Annotated in this window: 21 protein-coding genes; 13 read left to right on the top strand and 8 right to left on the bottom strand. The window is 70.5% G+C overall.

The window, feature by feature from the left end; all coding sequences use genetic code 11:
• Position 1 precedes the first annotated feature (1 nt).
• Positions 2–1,255: a 4-hydroxybenzoate 3-monooxygenase gene (gene pobA, locus ACFQUV_RS06630; protein ID WP_378394417.1), complete on the top strand. Its 1,254-nt coding sequence runs from the start codon at positions 2–4 to the stop codon at positions 1,253–1,255.
• Between the two features lie 51 nt (positions 1,256–1,306).
• Here the strand turns inward: pobA and waaC are convergent, their stop codons facing one another.
• Complete coding sequence (waaC, locus tag ACFQUV_RS06625; protein WP_129607381.1) at positions 1,307–2,272, bottom strand: lipopolysaccharide heptosyltransferase I; 966 nt, start codon at positions 2,270–2,272, stop codon at positions 1,307–1,309.
• 155 nt (positions 2,273–2,427) lie between these two features.
• Between waaC and galE the strand changes: the two genes are divergently transcribed.
• The 7 genes from galE (at position 2,428) to ACFQUV_RS06590 (ending at position 7,914) form a co-directional block, all read left to right on the top strand.
• A complete protein-coding gene (gene galE / locus ACFQUV_RS06620) occupies positions 2,428–3,414 on the top strand; it encodes a UDP-glucose 4-epimerase GalE (RefSeq protein ID WP_129607380.1) in 987 nt (328 codons plus the stop codon).
• A 119-nt stretch (positions 3,415–3,533) separates the two neighbouring features.
• Positions 3,534–4,076, top strand: a complete 543-nt coding sequence (locus tag ACFQUV_RS06615; protein WP_129607379.1) for a heme-binding protein — start codon at positions 3,534–3,536, stop codon at positions 4,074–4,076.
• A gap of 267 nt (positions 4,077–4,343) precedes the next feature.
• Complete coding sequence (locus tag ACFQUV_RS06610) at positions 4,344–4,991, top strand: DUF47 domain-containing protein (protein WP_111388133.1); 648 nt, start codon at positions 4,344–4,346, stop codon at positions 4,989–4,991.
• Positions 4,992–5,001: 10 nt separating this feature from the next.
• Positions 5,002–6,006, top strand: a complete 1,005-nt coding sequence (locus ACFQUV_RS06605) for an inorganic phosphate transporter (RefSeq protein ID WP_129607378.1) — start codon at positions 5,002–5,004, stop codon at positions 6,004–6,006.
• A gap of 10 nt (positions 6,007–6,016) precedes the next feature.
• A complete protein-coding gene (locus ACFQUV_RS06600; protein ID WP_244601426.1) occupies positions 6,017–6,484 on the top strand; it encodes an NUDIX hydrolase in 468 nt (155 codons plus the stop codon).
• Positions 6,485–6,659: 175 nt separating this feature from the next.
• The gene (locus tag ACFQUV_RS06595) at positions 6,660–7,115 is read left to right on the top strand and encodes a hypothetical protein (protein WP_129607377.1); all 456 of its coding nucleotides are present in this window, start codon (positions 6,660–6,662) and stop codon (positions 7,113–7,115) included.
• 91 nt (positions 7,116–7,206) lie between these two features.
• Positions 7,207–7,914, top strand: a complete 708-nt coding sequence (locus ACFQUV_RS06590) for a fumarylacetoacetate hydrolase family protein (protein ID WP_129607376.1) — start codon at positions 7,207–7,209, stop codon at positions 7,912–7,914.
• Positions 7,915–7,959: 45 nt separating this feature from the next.
• Here the strand turns inward: ACFQUV_RS06590 and ACFQUV_RS06585 are convergent, their stop codons facing one another.
• From ACFQUV_RS06585 to ACFQUV_RS06560, 6 genes are all read right to left on the bottom strand, one after another.
• On the bottom strand, positions 7,960–8,664 hold the full coding sequence (locus ACFQUV_RS06585) for an ABC transporter ATP-binding protein (protein ID WP_111386002.1): 705 nt from the start codon (positions 8,662–8,664) through the stop codon (positions 7,960–7,962).
• On the bottom strand, positions 8,664–9,392 hold the full coding sequence (locus ACFQUV_RS06580; protein WP_129607375.1) for an ABC transporter ATP-binding protein: 729 nt from the start codon (positions 9,390–9,392) through the stop codon (positions 8,664–8,666). Before ACFQUV_RS06580 ends, ACFQUV_RS06585 begins: the two co-directional genes overlap by 1 nt.
• Positions 9,389–10,390 (bottom strand): branched-chain amino acid ABC transporter permease, encoded by a 1,002-nt coding sequence (locus ACFQUV_RS06575; RefSeq protein WP_129607374.1) that lies wholly within the window; start codon positions 10,388–10,390, stop codon positions 9,389–9,391. Before ACFQUV_RS06575 ends, ACFQUV_RS06580 begins: the two co-directional genes overlap by 4 nt.
• Positions 10,387–11,256: a branched-chain amino acid ABC transporter permease gene (locus tag ACFQUV_RS06570; protein ID WP_111385999.1), complete on the bottom strand. Its 870-nt coding sequence runs from the start codon at positions 11,254–11,256 to the stop codon at positions 10,387–10,389. Before ACFQUV_RS06570 ends, ACFQUV_RS06575 begins: the two co-directional genes overlap by 4 nt.
• A gap of 237 nt (positions 11,257–11,493) precedes the next feature.
• Positions 11,494–12,735: an ABC transporter substrate-binding protein gene (locus tag ACFQUV_RS06565; protein WP_207211337.1), complete on the bottom strand. Its 1,242-nt coding sequence runs from the start codon at positions 12,733–12,735 to the stop codon at positions 11,494–11,496.
• Positions 12,736–12,866: 131 nt separating this feature from the next.
• A complete protein-coding gene (locus ACFQUV_RS06560; protein ID WP_165363776.1) occupies positions 12,867–13,643 on the bottom strand; it encodes a Crp/Fnr family transcriptional regulator in 777 nt (258 codons plus the stop codon).
• A gap of 597 nt (positions 13,644–14,240) precedes the next feature.
• On the opposite strand from ACFQUV_RS06560, the gene ACFQUV_RS06555 reads away from it, so the two are divergent.
• Positions 14,241–14,687 carry a hypothetical protein gene (locus ACFQUV_RS06555; RefSeq protein ID WP_129607864.1) on the top strand — a complete coding sequence of 149 codons (447 nt, stop codon included), beginning with the start codon at positions 14,241–14,243 and terminating at the stop codon, positions 14,685–14,687.
• 294 nt (positions 14,688–14,981) lie between these two features.
• Positions 14,982–15,239 (top strand): hypothetical protein, encoded by a 258-nt coding sequence (locus ACFQUV_RS06550; protein ID WP_129607865.1) that lies wholly within the window; start codon positions 14,982–14,984, stop codon positions 15,237–15,239.
• A gap of 221 nt (positions 15,240–15,460) precedes the next feature.
• On the opposite strand, the gene ACFQUV_RS06545 is transcribed toward ACFQUV_RS06550, so the two are convergent.
• Entirely contained in the window at positions 15,461–16,546 is a 1,086-nt protein-coding gene (locus ACFQUV_RS06545; protein ID WP_129607866.1) for a DNA topoisomerase IB, read from the bottom strand.
• 195 nt (positions 16,547–16,741) lie between these two features.
• On the opposite strand from ACFQUV_RS06545, the gene ACFQUV_RS06540 reads away from it, so the two are divergent.
• The 3 genes from ACFQUV_RS06540 (at position 16,742) to ACFQUV_RS06530 (ending at position 18,208) form a co-directional block, all read left to right on the top strand.
• Positions 16,742–17,320, top strand: a complete 579-nt coding sequence (locus tag ACFQUV_RS06540) for an HPF/RaiA family ribosome-associated protein (RefSeq protein WP_129607867.1) — start codon at positions 16,742–16,744, stop codon at positions 17,318–17,320.
• 77 nt (positions 17,321–17,397) lie between these two features.
• On the top strand, positions 17,398–17,580 hold the full coding sequence (locus ACFQUV_RS06535; protein WP_129607868.1) for a hypothetical protein: 183 nt from the start codon (positions 17,398–17,400) through the stop codon (positions 17,578–17,580).
• A 331-nt stretch (positions 17,581–17,911) separates the two neighbouring features.
• Positions 17,912–18,208, top strand: a complete 297-nt coding sequence (locus ACFQUV_RS06530; protein WP_129607869.1) for a helix-turn-helix transcriptional regulator — start codon at positions 17,912–17,914, stop codon at positions 18,206–18,208.
• Positions 18,209–18,257: the final 49 nt, after the last annotated feature.

Below are 18,257 nucleotides of genomic sequence, written 5' to 3'. Positions count from 1 at the left end.
CATGGCGCAGAACGGCAGCTCCCCCGCCTCCCCGGCCGCCCCGCGACCATCGCGCCGCCACACGGGAGCGGCGGTCCGCCGCCGCACCCGGGTCGCCGTGATCGGCGGCGGCCCCGCCGGCCTCCTCCTCTCGCACATGCTGCATCTCGGCGGCGTCGACAGCATCGTGGTGGAGCGCCAGACCAAGGCGCACGTCCTGTCGCGCATCCGCGCCGGCGTGCTGGAGGAGGGCACCGTTCGGCTCCTGCGCGATGTCGGGCTCGGCGACCGCATGGATCGCGAGGGCAAGCCGCACGACGGCACCGTGATCGCCTGGCAGGATCGGGCGCCGTTCCTCATCGACACTCACAAGCACACCGGCCGCAAGATGATGGCGTACGGCCAGACCGCCATCACCCAGGATCTCTATGCGGCCTACGAGAGGCGCGGCGGCGAGCTCGTCGAGGGCGCCGCCGATGTCCGCCTGCACGACGTCACCAGCGACTCCCCCTTCGTCACCTTCACCCGGGACGGCATCGCTCACCGCATCGACTGCGACGTCGTGGCGGGCTGCGACGGCTTCCACGGCGTCTCGCGGCAGAGCATCCCGGCCGACGTCCTGCGCACCTTCGAGCGCGCCTATCCGTTCGGCTGGCTCGGCATCATGTCGGAGACGCCGCCGCTCGACGACATCATCTATGCCCAGCACGAGCGCGGCTTCGCGCTCGCCTCCCAGCGCTCGCCGATGCTGTCGCGCTACTACGTCCAGTGCCCGATCGGCACCGATCTGGCCGACTGGCCGGACGACCGATTCTGGGCCGAGCTGAAGGCCCGGTTTCCCAAGCCGCTCGCCGACCGCATCGCCACCGGGCCGTCGATCGAGAAGTCGATCGCACCGCTGCGCAGCTTCGTGGCCGAGCCGATGCGCTATGGACGGCTGTTCCTGGCCGGCGATGCCGCCCACATCGTGCCGCCGACCGGGGCCAAGGGGCTCAATCTTGCCGTCTCGGACGTGTTCTATCTCCAGCGCGCCCTCGTCGCCCACTTCAAGGCCGGCGACGATCGCTGGCTCGATTCCTACTCGGAGACTGCGTTGCGGCGGGTCTGGGGGGCGGAGCGGCTGTCCTGGTGGCTGACGCGGCTCCTGCATGTCTTCCCCGAGCAGGACGGCTTCGACACCCGGGTGAATCAGAACGAGTTCGATCACCTGTGTGCCTCGCCGACCGCCCAGGCGGCCTTGGCCGAGCAGTATATCGGCCTGCCTCTGGAAACCTGAGCGACGGCAGCACGCCACCGCGGCGGCACGCCATTGCGGCGGCACGCCGCCTCAGCGGCCCGCCGGCAGCACTCGCGCTACGGCGGCCTCGACCTCGGCGACCGCGCAGCGGCCGCCGTCGCGGCCGAGCGTCACGATCGGCCCGGTTCCGGTCGGCCCGGTCAGCATCGGCTCGCTGCCGACGAAGATCGACACCAGCGGCACGCCGAGCGCCGCGGCGAGATGCAGGAGCCCGGTATCGACGCCGACCACCACGGTGGCACCGGCGATCAGCCGCGCCACCTCGTCGAGCGGCCGGCGGTCGGGCACCCGGGCGCCCGGCAATGCGGCGGCGAGCCGGCGCGCCCGCGCCGCCTCGGCCTCGGTGCCCCAGGGCAGCACCAGCTCGAGCCCGCGCGCCGCCAGCGACCGCCCCAGCGCCACCCAGTGGTCCTCGGGCCATTCCTTCTCGGGACGGGCGGTGGCGTGCAGCAGCACCGCATAAGGCGCCCCTGCCCCGCCGACCGGCGCCAGCGTGGCGCGGTCGAGCCCGTAGTCGATCGGTCCCTCCGGCGCATAGCCGAGCGCCCGGCCGGTCAGCAGACGGTTGCGGTCGACCGCATGCAGCTCGCGCCCCACCGCGTGGCGGACGTCGTAGCTCGCGCTCGCCAGCGCCTCGCGCACGCTGCGCCGATCGTAGCCGTGGCGGGGACCGCGGACGAGCCGGGTGATCACCGCGGTACGCACCAGGCCCTGGGTGTCGATCACGGTGTCGTAGGAGCGCGCCCGCAGCCGTGCCACGAAGCGGCCGATCTCGCGCCAGGTGGCGGCCCGCCCGAGCTGCCGCCGCCAGCGCCGCCAGGCCACCGGGATCACCTCGTCGACCCCGGGATGCAGGCGGGCGAGCGGCGCGAACGCCTCCTCGACCACCCACGCGAGGCGAACCGCCGGGCGGTGACGGCGCGCATCGGTGACAGCCGGCATGTTGTGCACCACGTCGCCGAGCGAGGAGGTCTTGATGAACAGGATGTCGACCATGAGGTGTGAAATCGCTGCGGCGGGGCGCGGTTTTCTAGTACAGGGGGGGACCGTTGTCACCCGCGCGCGAGACCGGCATAGGAAGCGGGTGGCCGGCCGGTGTGGGGCTGGACGAGTCCGAAGGCGGACAGGTCCGTCCCGGCCAGGAGGGGCGAATGAGTGTTCTCGTGACCGGCGGCGCCGGCTATATCGGCAGCCACATGGTGCTGGCGCTGCGCGACGCCGGCGAGCGCGTGGTGGTGCTCGACAATCTGTCGACCGGCTTCCGCTGGGCCGTGCCCGAGGACGTGCCCTTCGTGGCCGGCGACACCGGCGACCAGGCGCTGGTGTCGCGGCTGATCGCCGAGCACGACGTCGAGGCGATCATCCATTTCGCCGCCTCGCTGGTGGTGCCGGAATCGGTCAGCCGGCCGCTCGCCTATTACAAGAACAACACCGCCAACTCGCGCAGCATGATCGAATGCGCCGTCGAGGGCGGCGTCGAGCACTTCATCTTCTCCTCCACGGCCGCCGTCTACGGCAACCCGGCCCGCGTTCCGGTCGGCGAGGACGATGCGCCGGCGCCGATGTCGCCCTACGGCGCGTCCAAGCTGATGACCGAGACCATGCTGCGCGACGCCTCGGCGGCGCACGGGCTCGGCCATGTCATCCTGCGCTACTTCAACGTCGCCGGCGCCGATCCGGCGCTGCGCATCGGCCAATCGACGCGCGACGCCACCCATCTGATCAAGGTCGCGGTCGAGACGGCGCTCGGCCTGCGGCCCAAGATGGACGTGTACGGCACCGATTATCCGACCCGCGACGGCACCTGCGTACGCGACTACATCCACGTCACCGACCTGGTCGCGGCGCATGCCGACGCGCTGCGGCATCTGCGCGGCGGCGGCGCCTCGACGACGTTCAATTGCGGCTACGGCCGCGGCTTCTCGGTGCTGGAGGTGATCGAGACGGTGAAGCGGGTCGCAGGCGTCGACGTCCGCGTCGACACGGCACCGCGCCGCCCGGGCGACCCGGCCGAGATCGTCGCCTCGTCGGATCGCATCCGCGCCCGGCTCGGCTGGCAGCCGCGCCACGACGATCTCGACGAGATCGTCGCCCATGCGCTCGCCTGGCAGCGCAAGCTCTCGGCCCGCGGCGGCTGACGGAGTTCGGCGGAGCGGCACCGGGCCGCCCCTCCAGAGCTGATCGACCGGGTGGCCAGCGGCGATCGCGGCACCTAGGATGGAGGTCCTGCAACCAAGAACACGCCGGGAACGCCATCATGATCCGCCCACTCGCCCGCTCGCTGCTCGCTACCCTGCCGCTCGCTGCCCTGCTGATCGCCGCTCCGCCCGCGACCGACCCGGCCGCCGCCCAGCCGTCGCGCGATCAGGACGCGCTCGTCACCGTCCGCATGATGAGCCCGGAGACGGCGCTCGACCTCGCCCGCGCGGCGCTCGCCGAGTGCCGCCAGCGCGGCTACCAGGTCGCCGTCGCGGTGGTCGACCGCGCAGGCGTCGCCCAGGTGGTGCTGCGCGATCGGCTCGCCGGGCCGCACACGCCGGCGACGGCGACCGGCAAGGCGTGGACCGCGGTGTCGTTCCGCACCAGCACCAGCGACCTCGTGGCGGCGACCCCACCCGGATCGCCGCAGGCCGGCGTGCGCAGCGTCCCGGGCGTCATCATCCTGGGCGGCGGCGTGCCGGTCGAGGGCGGCGGCAGCATGGTGGGGGCGGTCGGCGTCTCCGGGGCGCCGAGCGGCGAGGCCGACGACGGCTGCGCCAAGGCCGGCATCGAGGCGGTCCGCGACCGGCTCGACTTTTGAGCCAAGGCGCGGCCTCGCAGCACTCCCAAGCAGGCGCGGTCACGCAACCAAAGGTTGCGATTAGATACCCAGTCATCACAGAGCCCCGCGCCCGGCGCCGCTCTGCCTCCCGGGCCGTCACAGCCTTGTCATATTTGGGCTGACTCCCACGCCGTTCGCGTCCATAGCTCACCCGCGAGGCCGACCGTCGTGGGTCGGCCCGACGACGCGCGCTCCGGACCGACCGCTCCCGCCGGCCGCCCGGGCCGCCCATCTACGAGGCTCCGAATGCTCGGCTGGTTTCAGGCGCTCATGCCCAAGGAAGAGCGCTTCTTCGATCTCTTCGTCCGACACGCCGAGACCGTGGTGGCCGGCGCCGAGGCGCTGCGCGGGCTGCTCACCGAGGGCGGCGACCGCATCCCCCACTACGTGCGGCTGATCGTCGAGCGCGAGACCGAGGCCGACGACATCACCCGCGGGGTGCTGCTGGCGGTGCGGCGCAGCTTCATCACCCCGTTCGACCGCGGCGACATCCAGGGCCTGATCTCCTCCATGGACGACGCCATCGACCAGATGCACCAGACCGCCAAGGTGATCACCCTCTACGAGGTCGACCGCTTCGAGCCCGCCATGGTCGAGATGGGGACCATCATCCTGCAAGCCGCGGAGCTGACCCGGCGGGTGGTGCCGCTGCTGCGCACCATCGACAAGAACGTCGCGGCCATCAACACGCTCACCGAGGAGATCACCCGCATCGAGGAGCGGGCCGACCAGCTGCACGACCACGGCCGCAAGGCACTGTTCCAGGCCCACCGGCAATCCGACCCGATGGCCTTCATCGTCGGCATCGAGGTCTACAGCCATCTCGAGAAGGTGGTCGACCGCTTCGAGGACGTCGCCAACAAGATCAGCGACATCGTCGTCGAGCAGGTGTGAGGCCGCCGGGATGGACGCGACCCTCGCGCTGCCGCTGCTGATCGGCCTGATCGGCGTGGCGCTGCTGTTCGATTTCCTGAACGGCCTGCACGACGCGGCGAACTCGATCGCCACCATCGTGTCGACCCGGGTGCTGCGGCCCCAATACGCCGTCGCCTGGGCGGCGTTCTTCAACTTCATCGCCTTCCTGTTCTTCGGCCTGCACGTCGCCCAGACCATCGGCACCGGCATCGTCGACGCCGGCGTGATCGATCCGCGCGTGGTGTTCGGGGCGCTGATGGGCGCCATCGCCTGGAACGTCATCACCTGGCTGTTCGGCATCCCGTCTTCGAGCTCGCACGCGCTCATCGGCGGCCTGCTCGGCGCCGCCATCACCAAGGCCGGAGCCGGCGTCGTGGTGTGGAGCGGCTTCGGCAAGACCGCCGCCGCCATCGTGCTGTCGCCGCTGGTCGGCTTCTCGCTGGCGCTGCTGCTGATGCTGATCGTGTCCTGGCTGCTCGTGCGCCAGACCCCGTTCTCGGTCGACAACGCCTTCCGCAGCCTGCAATTCGTCTCCGCCTCGCTGTACTCGCTCGGGCACGGCGGCAACGATGCCCAGAAGACCATGGGCATCATCGCGGTGCTGCTCTACTCGCAAGGCTACATGGAGGGCGGCTTTCACGTTCCGTTCTGGGTGGTGATCACCTGCCAGGCCGCCATGGGGCTCGGCACCCTGTTCGGCGGCTGGCGGATCGTCCACACCATGGGGTCGCGCATCACCCGGCTGACGCCGCTGCAAGGCTTCTGCGCCGAGACCGGCGGCGCCATCACGCTGTTCATGGCGACCGGGCTCGGCATCCCGGTCTCCACCACCCACACCATCACGGGCGCCATCGTCGGCGTCGGCGCCGCCCGCCGGGTGTCGTCGGTGCGGTGGCATATTGCCGGCAGCATCGTTATTGCATGGGTGGTCACCATGCCGGCGTCCGGCCTGATCGGCGCCGCCTTTTATCTCCTCTGCGGCCTGTTTCTGTAAGGTACCCGAATTGCCCACTCGACGCTCCTCCCCGGCCCCCAAGCGCTCGCTGCAATATGCGGCGGTGCCGTATCGCCGCAACGAGGACGGCGAGATCGAGGTGATGCTGGTGACGTCCCGCGAGACGCGGCGGTGGATCGTCCCCAAGGGCTGGCCGATTCGGGGCGCCAAGCCGCACCTCTCGGCCGCCCGCGAGGCGCTGGAGGAGGCGGGCGTCGTCGGCGAGACCGGGCCGGAACCGATCGGCTCCTACCGCTACGACAAGCGGCTCAAGAACGGCACCACGGCGCGCTGCCTGGTCGAGGTGTTTCCGCTCGCCGTCACCGGCCAGCGCAAGCGCTGGCGCGAAAAGGGGCAGCGGGAGATCCGCTGGTTTCCCCTGCCGGAGGCGGCCCGGGCCGTCGAGGAGACGGGCCTGCGCCGGCTGTTGCGCCAGTTCGACCAGCTGGTGCCGGACGACGAGCCCGACGAGGATTGACGGGCAGTGCTGCCGCCGATTGAGGCAGCGGCGCCACCTTTGCCGAGATGATTGCCCAATTGGGCCGCAGATCCGTCCCCGATCGGTGCCAGGGTCCGGCCACCGCCGGGCTGCCGCGGCTGCGCCGATCCGGCTGCGGTCGCGCTACGGTCTGGCGGGTGTGCGGAGTTTCGTGATGGTCCGACCCGTCCGGTCGGCCGGCCTCGCCGGCCTTCTCATGTTCGCGGCCGCGGTGCTGCCGCTCGCCGGCTCGCCGGTCCGCTCTGCGGCCGCGACGCCCGAATGCCTCGCCGCCCCCGACGGCACCGCGACCGCCGGGCGCCACTGGTTCTACCGGCTCGACCGCGCCACCAATCGCAAATGCTGGTATCTGCGCGACCGCGAGCCCGCGGCGCGCTCCACCGACACCACCGGGGCGCTGCCGGCCACCGGCACGGCGGCGGCCGACCCGCTCGTCCCGGTGGCGCACCCCCTTCCGGCAAGGCACGCGGCGCCGAGCCCGGCCGGACGGCCGCTCACCGCCGACGAGCGCGCCGCCCTCTACGGCGAGTTCCTGGCCTGGCGGCTGCGCCAGGTGTCCCGCCAGGGCGAGCCGGACGGCCCCGCCGCGGCCCCCGGGACCCGACATTGACGGGTGATGCGCCTGTGGTATGGCCGGATCTTCGGCCCGTGCCGTCGTGGTCGGGTCGGCCCTCCCACCCTCCTCCTCGCAGAGATCCCACATGAGCGCCCAGGCGAGCTACGTCATCGATCCTCCGCCCCAGACAGCGCTGGCCATCGCCGGCTCGGACGCGCTGTTTCCGGTTCGCCGGGTGTGGTGCGTCGGCCGCAACTATCTCGAGCACATCCGCGAGCTGGGGAACGACGAGCGCGAGCCGCCCTTCTTCTTCGCCAAGCCGGCCGATGCGGTGGCGCCGGATGGCGCCACCATCCCCTACCCGCCGCTGACCGCCGACCTGCATCACGAGGTCGAGCTGGTGGTCGCGCTCAAGGGTGGCGGCCGCAACATCCCCGCCGACAAGGCGCTCGATCTCGTCTTCGGCTATGCGGTCGGCATCGATCTCACCCGCCGCGACCTCCAGATGGCGGCGCGGAAGATTCAGCGGCCGTGGGAGATCGGCAAGGCGTTCGACGCCTCGGCGCCGTGCGGCGCGCTGAAGCCCGCGACCGCGATCGGGCATCCGAGCAAGGGCCGCATCACCCTGTCGTGCAACGGCACGCTACGCCAGGATGGCGACCTTTCGCAGATGATCTGGAACGTTCCCGAGGTGATCGCCAAGCTGTCCGAGATGGTGGCGCTCGCGCCGGGCGACATCATCCTGACCGGCACCCCGGCCGGCGTCGCCGCCACCGTGCCGGGCGACCGGCTGGACTGCGCGATCGAGGGTGTCGGCACGCTCGGCGTGACGATCGGCGAGCCGCTGAGGTGACGCCCCCGGCTTCCCTCTCCCGCCGGGGAGACGGGAAGCCGCCGCTCACATGCCGAGATACGCCTGCCGGACGCGGTCGTCGGCCAACAGCTCCTCGCCGGTGCCGGCGAGGGTGATGCGGCCGTTCTCCAGCACATAGGCGCGGTCGGCGAGCTTGAGCGACAATGCGACGTTCTGCTCGACCAGCACGCAGGTGAGCCCTTCGTGATTGAGCGCACGGATCGTGCGCAGCATCTCGTGGACGATCGCCGGGGCGAGCCCGAGCGACGGCTCGTCGAACATCACGAGATCGGGCAGGCCCATCAGGCAGCGGCCGATCGCCAGCATCTGCTGCTCGCCGCCCGACAGCGTGCCGGCGGTCTGCTTCAGCCGCTCCTCGAGGATCGGGAACATCGCGAAGACGCGGGCGAGCTGGCGGTCGCGGTGCGCGCGGGCGCGCGGCAGCAGCGCCCCCATGTCGAGATTCTCGGCGACCGTCAGGGTGGGGAACACCTGCCGCCCCTCCGCCACCTGGCCGATGCCGAGATTGCACACCCGGTGGCTCGGCAGGCCGGCGATGTCGGCGCCGCGATAGCCGATGCGGCCGTGGGTCGGCCGGATCATGCCCGCGATGGTGCGGATCAGCGAGGTCTTGCCGGCGCCGTTGGCGCCCACGATGGCGACGATGCTGCCCTCGGCGACGTCGAAGGAGACGCGGTCGAGCGCCTGGGCGTCGCCGTAATGCACGTCGAGATCGCGCACCTGGAGCATCAGGGAGCGGCCTCCGCGCCGAGATAGGAGGAGATCACCTTGGCGTCGCGCACCACCTCCTCGGGCTTGCCTTGCGCGATCGGGGCGCCGTGATGCAGCACCAGCATGTGGCCGGCGAGCGCCATCACGGCGCGCATGACGTGCTCGATCAGCAGGATGGTGGTGCCCATCTCGCGGTTGATGCGACGCAGGATGTCGACCATGCGGTCGGTCTCGGTGGGCCGCAGCCCGGCCATCACCTCGTCGAGCAGCAGCAGCTTCGGATCGGTGGCGAGCGCACGGGCGAGCTCCAGCCGCTTGCGGTCCGGCAGCGTCAGCGACGAGGCGACGATGTCGCGCTTGTCGTGGAGATCGAGGGTCGCCAGCACGTCGCGGGCGTGGCGGCGGGCCGCCTCCATGTCGGTGCGGTGCAGGATCGCGCCGATCACCACGTTGTCCTCGACCGTCAGGGCCGGGAACGGCCGCACGATCTGGAACGTGCGGGCGACGCCGCGGCGGCAGACCGCATCCGGGGTCAGCCCGTCGATGCGCTCGCCACGAAACGCGATGGTGCCCTGATTGGGCTTCAGCACGCCGGCGATCATGTTGAACAGCGTCGTCTTGCCGGCCCCGTTGGGGCCGATGACGGCGAAGATCTCGCCGGCCGCCACCGTGAACGACACCCGGTCCACCGCCACCAGGCCGCGGAAGCGCTTGCCGACGTCGGAGACCTGGAGGAGCGCGGTCACGAGCGGCGCCTCACCAGGCCGAGCCGGCGCGACAGCCAGGGCCACACGCCGCCGGGCACCAGGTAGATGATGATCATCAACACGAGGCCGAAGAAGATCGCCTTGGCGCCGGGCGCATTGAGGCCGACCTTGTCGGTGACGGCAATCAGCAGCTCGCCGAGCGGGGTGAGCACGAAGGCGCCGATCACCGGGCCGAACACGGTGCCGAGCCCACCCACGATGGGGCCGAGGATCAGCTCGATCGACCGGCTCATCTCGAACACCTGCGCCGGGAACAGGTTGTTGTAATAGAAGGCGTAGAACACGCCGCCGACGGCCGTCATGGCGGACGAGATCAGCACCGCCTTCATCTTGGCGCGGAACACGTCGATGCCGAGCGCACGCGCCGCCGTCTCGTCCTCGCGGATCGCCATCCACTGGTGGCCGAGGCGCGAGCGCGCCAGCCAGGCGGTGAGCAGCACCGCGGCGCCCGCCAGCACGAAGGCGAGATAGTAGAAGAAGAGCTGGCCGCCGCGCAGATTCCACCACTCGCCGAGCCGGCTCTCCTGATACGGGATGAACAGGCCGCCGGCGCCGCCGAGCGGGCCGATATGATCGAAGCCGATGCGGGTGAACTCGGCGAACGCGATGGTCAGCAGCGAGAAGTAGACACCTTCGATGCCGAACCGGAAGGCGAGCCAGCCGATGAACGCCCCGAAGGCGGCCGCGATGGCCACCGCCGGGATCACACCGAGCCACGGGCCGATGCCGAAATGCACCCACAGGCCGGCCGCCACGTAGCCGCCGAGCCCGACATAGAGGGCGTGGCCGAGCGAGAGCTGACCGGCATAGCCCATCATCAGGTTCCACGCCTGCCCGACATAGACGAAGTAGAGGATGAGCGTCAGCACCGAGAGCAGGTAGCGCGTGGCCACCACGGGAGCGAGCAGCATCGCCACGACGGCGACCACCAGCACCACCTGGCCGCGGCGGTTCATGTCGCGCCAGAGCGAGATCATGCCGGCTTCTTCCCGAGCAGGCCCTGCGGGCGGAGCACCAGCACGGCGATCAGCAGCGCGAACGAGAACATGCTCTTCATCGATGGTGCGATCAGGAAGCCGGCCACCGCCTCGGAGACGCCGATCAGCAGGCCGGCGACGAGCGCACCCGCCATCGAGCCCAGACCGCCGATGATCACGATGGTGAAAGCGAGCAGCGTGTAGGCGGGCCCGAGGCCCGGCACCGGGTCCGCGATGGTCACCATCAGGGCACCGGCCGCCCCGACGCAGGCGAGGCCGATGCCGAACGTCACCGCATAGAGGCGCCGCACGTCGAGCCCCACCACGGCGGCGCCGACCAGATTGTCGGCGCAGGCGCGGATCGCCGTGCCGGTGCGGGTGAAGCGGAAGAAGCCGAACAGCGCCGCGCACACGGCAAGCGCCGCCACGGCGGCGTAGACGCGCACCTTGTCGATGATCAGCGGCCCGACCAGGTAGCTGTCGAAGGCGTAGGGCAGATTGGCCGGCTGCGCGTCGGGCCCGAACACGATCAGCAGCCCGTTGACCAGCACGATGGCGACGCCGACCAGCAGGATGAACTGCTGATAGTCGGGCCGTCCCACGAAGGCGTTGATCAACGTGCGCTGAAGCGCGAAGCCGACGACGAAGAACACCGCCGCGATCGGCAGCATCGACCACAGCGGATCGACGCCCCACGCCCGGAACAGCACGAAGGCCGCGTACATGGCCACCACGGCGAACTCGCCATGGGCGAAGTTGACCAGCCGCACCACGCCGAAGATGGCCGACAGGCCGAGCGCCATGAGGCCGTAGAGAAGGCCGGTGAGGACGCCCTGGACGACGACGTTGAGCCAGATCGACAGCATCGGGGGTGGACGGGATCACCGGATCGGAGTGAAGACGCGCGTACACCTCCCCGGGCGGGCGGCCGGAGGCCGCCGCCACAGACAGGTGCCGGATCGCGACGAGTTACCTCAGGTCGGTGACGGCGCGCAACCTCCGTTCGCGGCCAGCGACAATGCGGCCGGGAGGGCACCCTGCCCTGCCGACGCCACGCAACCGATCGGGCGCCGCCGGTCACGGGCCGGCGGCGCCCAGCCCGATCAGGACCGTCCCTGCCAGGACGGCATCGGCAGCACCGGCGCCGAGACGGCGATCTCGGGCGGCAGTACGACGGTCGGGGTGCGGTTGCGGTTCTGCACCACGGCGGCCTGGATGTTGTTGTTCTGCCCCTTCTCGTCGAACTGGATCGGCCCGCCGGTCATCACATGCTCGGCGATGTTGGTGGCCTTCACGGCCTCCATCAGGGCCTTGCCGTCGGTGCTGCCGGCCCGCTTGAAGGCGTCGGCCGCCACCATGATGCCCTCGAAGGTGAAGCCGGCGTTGAAGCAGTCGACCTCGAAACGGTTGGTCGGATGCGCCGTCTTGAAGGCGGCGGCGAGCGCCTGGGTCATCTGTGCCTTCGGGTTCGCCCACGGCAGATTGTAGAGATGGAAATCGGCGAGCGGGCCGAGCGCCTGATAGAACTCCTCGTCGTAGAGGCCGGGCGAGCCGGGCGACACGATCGCCTTGGGCTCGAAGCGCTGGCGCACCATGTCGCGCACCAGCTTGATGGCGTCGGACGAGCGGGTGGTGACCAGCACCAGCTCGGGCGCGAGCGCGCGGATCTTGGTGACCTCGACGGCGAGATCCTGCGCCTTGGGATCGTAGGCGATCGACTCGAGCAGCGGGAACGGCATCTGGGCGGCCGGGAACAGCCGGTCCATGGCGGCCCGCTGGGCGGTGCCGAAGGTGTCGTTGGCGTGCACGAACACGGCGTTCTTGAACGGCACGCTGGTGGCCGCCATCAGGTCCTTCACCAGCCGCAGGCCGCCGCTGACGAGCTGCGGGTTGGTCTGGAAGTTGCGGACCAGATACTTGTAGCCCTGCTCGGTGAGCTGCGGCACCGAGCCGATGTTGATCACCAGCGGCACCTGGCGCTGCTCGCAGACCTGGGCGATCGCCAGGGTGGCGCCGGACTCGAAGGCGCCGACCACGCAGTTGGCCCCCTCGGCAATGGCCCGCTCGGTCTGGGTCCGCGCCACGTCGACATTGGATTCGAAGTCGACATTGATCAGCTCGACCGCATAGCCGAAATCGGCCAGCACCTTGGGCGACACCACGGCGCCCCGATGGCAGGCCTGGCCGGCGGCGGCGAGCAGCCCGGACCGCGGCAGCAGCACCGCCACCTTGAGGGCCTTGGCCTGGGCCCGCACCACGGCGGGCGCCGCCAGCATCGCCCCGGCGGCCACGGCGCCGCCCAACACTTGCCGCCGGCTGGGCCGGACCCGGGTCTCCGAACGCATGCGAACCATCCTCCTGAAAACGACCGTCTCTTGCGAATTCGGCGCGGATCGTAGGGGGCGGGCCGAGGGCGGGCAAGCGCCTCTTCGGTGGCGCGGCGGGGCCGCGAGACCGAAGGCGACGGCAGCTCGGGTCACCCGGGTGACGACAGCGTGCGGGGCAGACGGAAATCCGCGATGGCGGCCAGCGCCGGCGGGTCGATCAGCCGCAGGGAGGCGGCTTTCAGCTCGATCAGCCGCTCGCGTCGAAGCTGTTGCAGCGTGCGGTTGACATGCACCACGCTCAGGCCGAGCGCATCGGCGAGCGTCTCCTGGGTGAGCGGCATTGGCACGAACGAGCCGAGCGGATAACCGATCTCGTCGAGCCGATGGCCCAGCTCCACCAGCAGGTGGGCGAGGCGCTCATAGGCGCTCTGCCGGCCGAGACGCACCACATGGTTGAGCAGATACGCTTCCTGCCGCGCCTGCGCGGCGGCCCAGGCCCGCGCCAGGCCGGGAAAGCGCTCGGGCTCGCGCACCATCTCGAACAGGCAGCCGGTTCCGGCGAGCGACACCGCCGTCAGGGTGACGGCCGAGCTCGCCGCGCAGGCGCCCGGGAGCGGGGGGCCATCGAGCAGGCCGGGGTGACCGAACAGGTCGCCGGGCAGCAGGAAGTCGAAGATCTGGCGGCGGCCGTCGGCGAGGAGGCGCAGCCGGCAGGCCCAGCCCGCGAGCAGCGCACTCGGCTTGTGCAGCGGCTCTCCCTCGCGGTGCAGCGCGGTTCCGGCCGGCACGAAGGCGGCGGCCGCGCAGCTCTGGCGGATGATCGACCGCTCCTCGGCGGACAGAGGGGCGAAGCTCGACAAGCGCAGCCACAGGATCTCGTGCGGCCTGCGGTCGCCCATCTGCGGCTTGCCGGCGGCAGCGGCCATGGCGATCCTTCGGGCGCGGCCGCCGGTGGCCGGCGGGCGCGGACGGACGGCGCGGGGCTCCGGCCCCGATCGATGGGGAACCGCACGGCCGCCCGCTGGTTCCGAGGCGATGCCGGAGCGCCGGGCCAGGCGGCCGGGGCGGCGGTGCCGGCCGGCCCGTCGCGAAGCGCTCGACGAGCAATGCCGGCAGATGTTGCTGCATCGCGATAACAACATCCAAGACGAAATCGGTCGGTCGCGGTGACGACAAAGTCTCGGACCAAAGGAACCAGGTCCGCAACGCGCGACTTGAAGAGACGTCCGCGACCGCACATCACGAAATCGCGAGTCCGACATCGAAATCATTGGTATGGATCGCAAAAAGAACATTCATTAACCCACGACAACGTCGTGATATTTTTTTGCGCCCGGAACGGCACCCGCCGGGCCGTACTTTCGATTGCAGGAGGCTCGCCGGACGACCGGCAGCCAGCCGACCGCACCGGACCGAGGCGTCGCGCGGCGGTGTCTTTGCCGCAGCGCGATCCGTCGATCCGGTTCACGCGAGGGCCGTGCCCGCGAGCCGCCCTCGCCCGCTCTCGAAAGGAGTGTCCATCGATGTGCGACTACAGCCTGCAACATGTCGCGACACGGGCCGCCAAGGTCGGCGACCAGCTGGTGACGACCAAGTTCAACAATTCGATCACCCGGGGCTTCTCCGAGGTCGGGGTGCCGAACGTGGCCGTCTGCATCCTGCCGGGAACCGAGCTCGCCTTCGAGCACGACGTCGAGTGCGATCACGCCCTCGGCTTCTTCCCGAGCCGCAAGCTGCGCGAGCGGGTCGCCCGCTTCCGCCAGATCAACATGGACAACCCTTACGAGCATCATGACGCGCTCGAGTTCCCGAGCGGCCAGGTGGTGCTACTGACCCGCCTGTGCGAAGGCCAGGCGGCGACGGTGCTCCAGCTCCCGGCCGGCGCGACGACTGGCGAGGAGCATCACCACGATCAGGCGGCCGACGAGACGTCCGCCCCGGCCACGCAACCCGACCGGGCCATCGTCTGACGGCCCACCAAGAGCGGTCCTCCGCCTCCTCGCGTGTCGCGAGACGGGTCGCCGGGACACACCCGGCGGCCCGTCTTTGTGCGCCGCGTCTCGAACCTCGGCGTGGCTGCGGCGTTGACCGTGGCAGCCACCGACGGCCCATTCCACCGGGCCATTCTACCCCTCCCGCCATCGGGGACAGCGCTACGTCTCTGGCACCCTTTGGAAAATCTTCGCATCTGCGAAAATGACTTTGCGCGCCTGCGAAACTGTGGTGTGGTAATGGATCACAACGCGATTGCGAGCGAGACTGCCATGTTCGTACGCGAGCATCAGCTTCACGGACACGACGAGATCGTACGCTTTCTCGAGGCGATCAAGCGGCGTGGCTTGATCTCGGAGTATCTGGTCAGCTGGAACGGCCGCGACGGCCGGCTGACCCCCAAGGTCACCGTGTGGCGCCCCTACGGCACCCTGCCGGTGCACCGGGTGCGCGGCGCGATCGCGCGCAAGCTGTTCGGTCTCATTCCGGCCGAGCGCATCAACATCATCGCCGACCAGGGGCAAGCCTGACGCCCCCCGCCGTCTCGATCCGCGGTCGCGTCGATTTCAGCTCGCGCTCGATCTGAGGTTGCGCTCGATTCGTCGGCCCGTCACGGACCGGGCCAGCCTGGCATCCCGACACACATCCTGACGAAAGTCGTGACGGGCGTTTCGACTCTCGCCGTGACGCACCGGCGCGCCCGGCCATTCGACCCGCCGCGCTCAGCCCCGCCGTAACCCGCCTGCCCTGATCAGCCCGCCGCCCCGGCCAGCACCTGGGCCACGAGCTGCTCGCGCCGCGCCGCCGTGCGGCAGCCTTTCACGGTCGCCGCGAAGCCTTCCAGCACGCCGGCCTCGAAGGCGGTCACCACCGTCTCGTGAACGTAGCTCTTGCGGCAGATCGCCGGCGTGTTGGCGAGCGCATCGGCGGCGCTGCGCACCGCGTCCAGCACCTGCCGGCGGCGGCCGCGCGCGCTCGTCGCCGGCACCGTCCGGGCGAGCATCTCCAGCACCATGGCGGAGGCGCACAGGGTGCGGAAGTCCTTCAGCGAGATACGCACGCCGGCGATCTCGCGCAGGAAGGCGTTGATGTCCTCGCGCCGCACGATCCGCACGGCGCCGCTCTCGTCCCGGTACTGGAACAGGCGGCGGCCAGGGAGCCCGAGCAGGCGGCGGACCGCGGCGGCGAGGCGCGGCGCCACCACCTCCTTGTGGACCGGCTTGCCACCCTTGGCCCGGAAGGTGAGCACGACGGTGTCGCCCTCGACCCGGACATTGGACTTCAGCAGCGTGGCGGCGCCGCGGGTGCCGCGCTGGCGCGCATAGGATTCGTCGCCGGCTCGGATCGCCGTGCAGGCGATCAGCTCGACCGCGCTGGCGAGCGCGAAGGCCCGCGAGGGCTGAGCCGCCGCGAGATGGCGGGTGACGGCGCGGCGCACCACCGGAAGGCGCTGCACCAGGCGGAGCAGACGCTGCGCCTTACGCCGCTCGCGCACCGTCGCCCAATCGGGATGGTAGCGATACTGGAGCCGCCCGGCGTCGTCGCGCCCGATCGCCTGGAGATGGGCCCGCGGATTGTCGGCGAAACGCACGTCGCGATAGGCGGGCGGCACCGCCAGGGCGGCGAAGCGAGCGAGCGCCTCCGGGTCCCTCACGCGCCGGCCGTCGGCGGTGCGGTAGATATAGCCGCGACCGCAGCGCACCCGGCGGATCGTCAGATCCTCGGCGCCGACCCGCTCGAGCCCGAGCCGGCCGAGCAGGCGTTCGCCGCGACCACGCGACACGGTGACGTCGCCGTCGGCGGCCGACGCGAGGGCTTCCACGGAAGAGCTGGGCATCACGCCACCCGGTTGTTGTTCTTAGTGGAAAATCAATGCCGATCGCGTCATCCTGGTTCCGGGCGGATCACACCCGGCCGACCGGGCGAGCGTGCAGCGCACGCCCTGCCGTCCTGGCAATACGGCTCCGGACCACCTACATTGGAGCATTGTGACTCGCCGTTTTTTTCAATCTCACCGACGGTCAGGTGACCAATGCAAGTTCCCGTCGAGATCGCCTTCCACAACATCGATTCCTCTGACTGGGCGGAGACGATGATCCGCAACCGGGTCTCGGACCTCGAGCGGTTGTTCGATCGCATCACCTCCTGTCGGGTGCGGGTCGACCAACGCGCCAAGTCGAACGGGACGTCGATCCCGCCGGTGGTGCGCATCGAGATCGGGATTCCGGGGCGCGCCGACCTCGTCGTCAGCCACGAGCCCGAGCACCTCCAGCGCAAGTATCAGCGCCCCGATCTCCAGAAGGCCATCACCGAGGCGTTCCGGATCGCCGAGCGTCAGCTCGTCGGCCTCAAGGAGCAGCGCCAGGGCCGCACCAACGCGCCCTACAGCGACATCCAGAACCAGCGCCTCGGGCAGGTGGCGGAGGTGCAGCCGGACCAGGACTTCGGCTATCTCGTCACCTCGGAGGGCAGCCTGCTCTACTTCCACCGCAACAGCGTTCTGGCGGGCGACTTCGACGCACTCGGGCGCGGCGACGAACTCTACTATGTCGAGGGCGTTGGTGACTCGGGACCGATCGCCACCAAGGTGCGGGTGAAGACCCCCGACTGAGCTTGGCCGCGACAGCGCCCGGCGCCCTCCGGCGCCGGGACGGTCCGAGACATCACGCTCGAACCGAGGACGCTGCCGTGAGCGAGAACCAGGACCCCAAGAGCCCTCCGCCCCACCCCGACCCCAAGAACCGCGACCGCAGCGGCCAGCAGGGCACCCGCGAGCCGTGGAAGGAGCCCGGGCAGCGGTCCCAGCAGACGCAGCGTCAGGACAAAGTGGCGCCGACCGGGCGCCGACCGGCGGGCGGGACCAACGACTGAAGCGGGACCGCGCGAGAACGCGACTCGGAGATCGTTTGGAAACTCGGACGGGCATCCCCTGCGTCGCCGGCATGCCTCCATGCCGCCGGCGCGGGATGCGCTGACAAGCCGGCCTCGCCGTGTTATTTGGAGAGATGGTTGCGCCGTAGGATCAGCGGCCGCTGAAGTCGTCGGCGCCCCCGCGGTCCGGGAGGACGACCTCAGCCGTCGGCCCGCCTGGACAGCGAGACAGGACCGCTCGATGAACATTCAGACGCCCATCGGTCGCCAAGCTCCGGCCGGTCGCAAGACGCGAGCCCCCGCTTCCGGCCCCGCCGTCGACTTCAACACCATGCGGGCCAATGCGCGCGAGGCGAGCGAATTCCTCAAGGCGCTGTCGCACGAGGCGCGACTGATCATTCTTTGCATGCTGACCGAGGGCGAGAAGTCGGTCAGCGAGATCGAGCAGACCGTCAAGCTCCGCCAGCCCGCGGTGTCCCAGCAGCTCGCGCGGCTGCGCGCCGACGATCTGGTCGAGACCCGCCGCGACGGCAAGAACGTCTATTATTCGCTGGCCCGGCCGGAGGTGCGCGAGATCATCGCGGCACTGCACCGCTCGTTCTGCAAGCCCCAGCGCCGCAGCCGCTGAGGAGCGCCAGCACCGCCCGTCGGGCCTGTGCGGCGCGCGGACGCCGACC

It is taken from the genome of Rhodoplanes sp. P11 (assembly GCF_964266735.1).
GTDB lineage: Bacteria > Pseudomonadota > Alphaproteobacteria > Rhizobiales > Xanthobacteraceae > Rhodoplanes > Rhodoplanes serenus.
The sequence above is the reverse complement of the archived record's forward strand: the minus strand, read 5'-3'. Positions and strand labels throughout refer to the sequence as shown.

What these genes read in the sequence shown, in the direction of transcription:
- pobA (WP_378394417.1), top strand. Translation starts at nt 2, where the DNA reads ATGGCGCAGAACGGCAGCTCCCCCGCCTCCCCGGCCGCCCCGCGACCA.
- waaC (WP_129607381.1), bottom strand. Translation starts at nt 2,272, where the DNA reads ATGGTCGACATCCTGTTCATCAAGACCTCCTCGCTCGGCGACGTGGTG.
- galE (WP_129607380.1), top strand. Translation starts at nt 2,428, where the DNA reads ATGAGTGTTCTCGTGACCGGCGGCGCCGGCTATATCGGCAGCCACATG.
- ACFQUV_RS06615 (WP_129607379.1), top strand. Translation starts at nt 3,534, where the DNA reads ATGATCCGCCCACTCGCCCGCTCGCTGCTCGCTACCCTGCCGCTCGCT.
- ACFQUV_RS06610 (WP_111388133.1), top strand. Translation starts at nt 4,344, where the DNA reads ATGCTCGGCTGGTTTCAGGCGCTCATGCCCAAGGAAGAGCGCTTCTTC.
- ACFQUV_RS06605 (WP_129607378.1), top strand. Translation starts at nt 5,002, where the DNA reads ATGGACGCGACCCTCGCGCTGCCGCTGCTGATCGGCCTGATCGGCGTG.
- ACFQUV_RS06595 (WP_129607377.1), top strand. Translation starts at nt 6,660, where the DNA reads ATGGTCCGACCCGTCCGGTCGGCCGGCCTCGCCGGCCTTCTCATGTTC.
- ACFQUV_RS06590 (WP_129607376.1), top strand. Translation starts at nt 7,207, where the DNA reads ATGAGCGCCCAGGCGAGCTACGTCATCGATCCTCCGCCCCAGACAGCG.
- ACFQUV_RS06585 (WP_111386002.1), bottom strand. Translation starts at nt 8,664, where the DNA reads ATGCTCCAGGTGCGCGATCTCGACGTGCATTACGGCGACGCCCAGGCG.
- ACFQUV_RS06575 (WP_129607374.1), bottom strand. Translation starts at nt 10,390, where the DNA reads ATGATCTCGCTCTGGCGCGACATGAACCGCCGCGGCCAGGTGGTGCTG.
- ACFQUV_RS06570 (WP_111385999.1), bottom strand. Translation starts at nt 11,256, where the DNA reads ATGCTGTCGATCTGGCTCAACGTCGTCGTCCAGGGCGTCCTCACCGGC.
- ACFQUV_RS06565 (WP_207211337.1), bottom strand. Translation starts at nt 12,735, where the DNA reads ATGCGTTCGGAGACCCGGGTCCGGCCCAGCCGGCGGCAAGTGTTGGGC.
- ACFQUV_RS06560 (WP_165363776.1), bottom strand. Translation starts at nt 13,643, where the DNA reads ATGGCCGCTGCCGCCGGCAAGCCGCAGATGGGCGACCGCAGGCCGCAC.
- ACFQUV_RS06555 (WP_129607864.1), top strand. Translation starts at nt 14,241, where the DNA reads ATGTGCGACTACAGCCTGCAACATGTCGCGACACGGGCCGCCAAGGTC.
- ACFQUV_RS06550 (WP_129607865.1), top strand. Translation starts at nt 14,982, where the DNA reads ATGTTCGTACGCGAGCATCAGCTTCACGGACACGACGAGATCGTACGC.
- ACFQUV_RS06545 (WP_129607866.1), bottom strand. Translation starts at nt 16,546, where the DNA reads ATGCCCAGCTCTTCCGTGGAAGCCCTCGCGTCGGCCGCCGACGGCGAC.
- ACFQUV_RS06540 (WP_129607867.1), top strand. Translation starts at nt 16,742, where the DNA reads ATGCAAGTTCCCGTCGAGATCGCCTTCCACAACATCGATTCCTCTGAC.
- ACFQUV_RS06530 (WP_129607869.1), top strand. Translation starts at nt 17,912, where the DNA reads ATGCGGGCCAATGCGCGCGAGGCGAGCGAATTCCTCAAGGCGCTGTCG.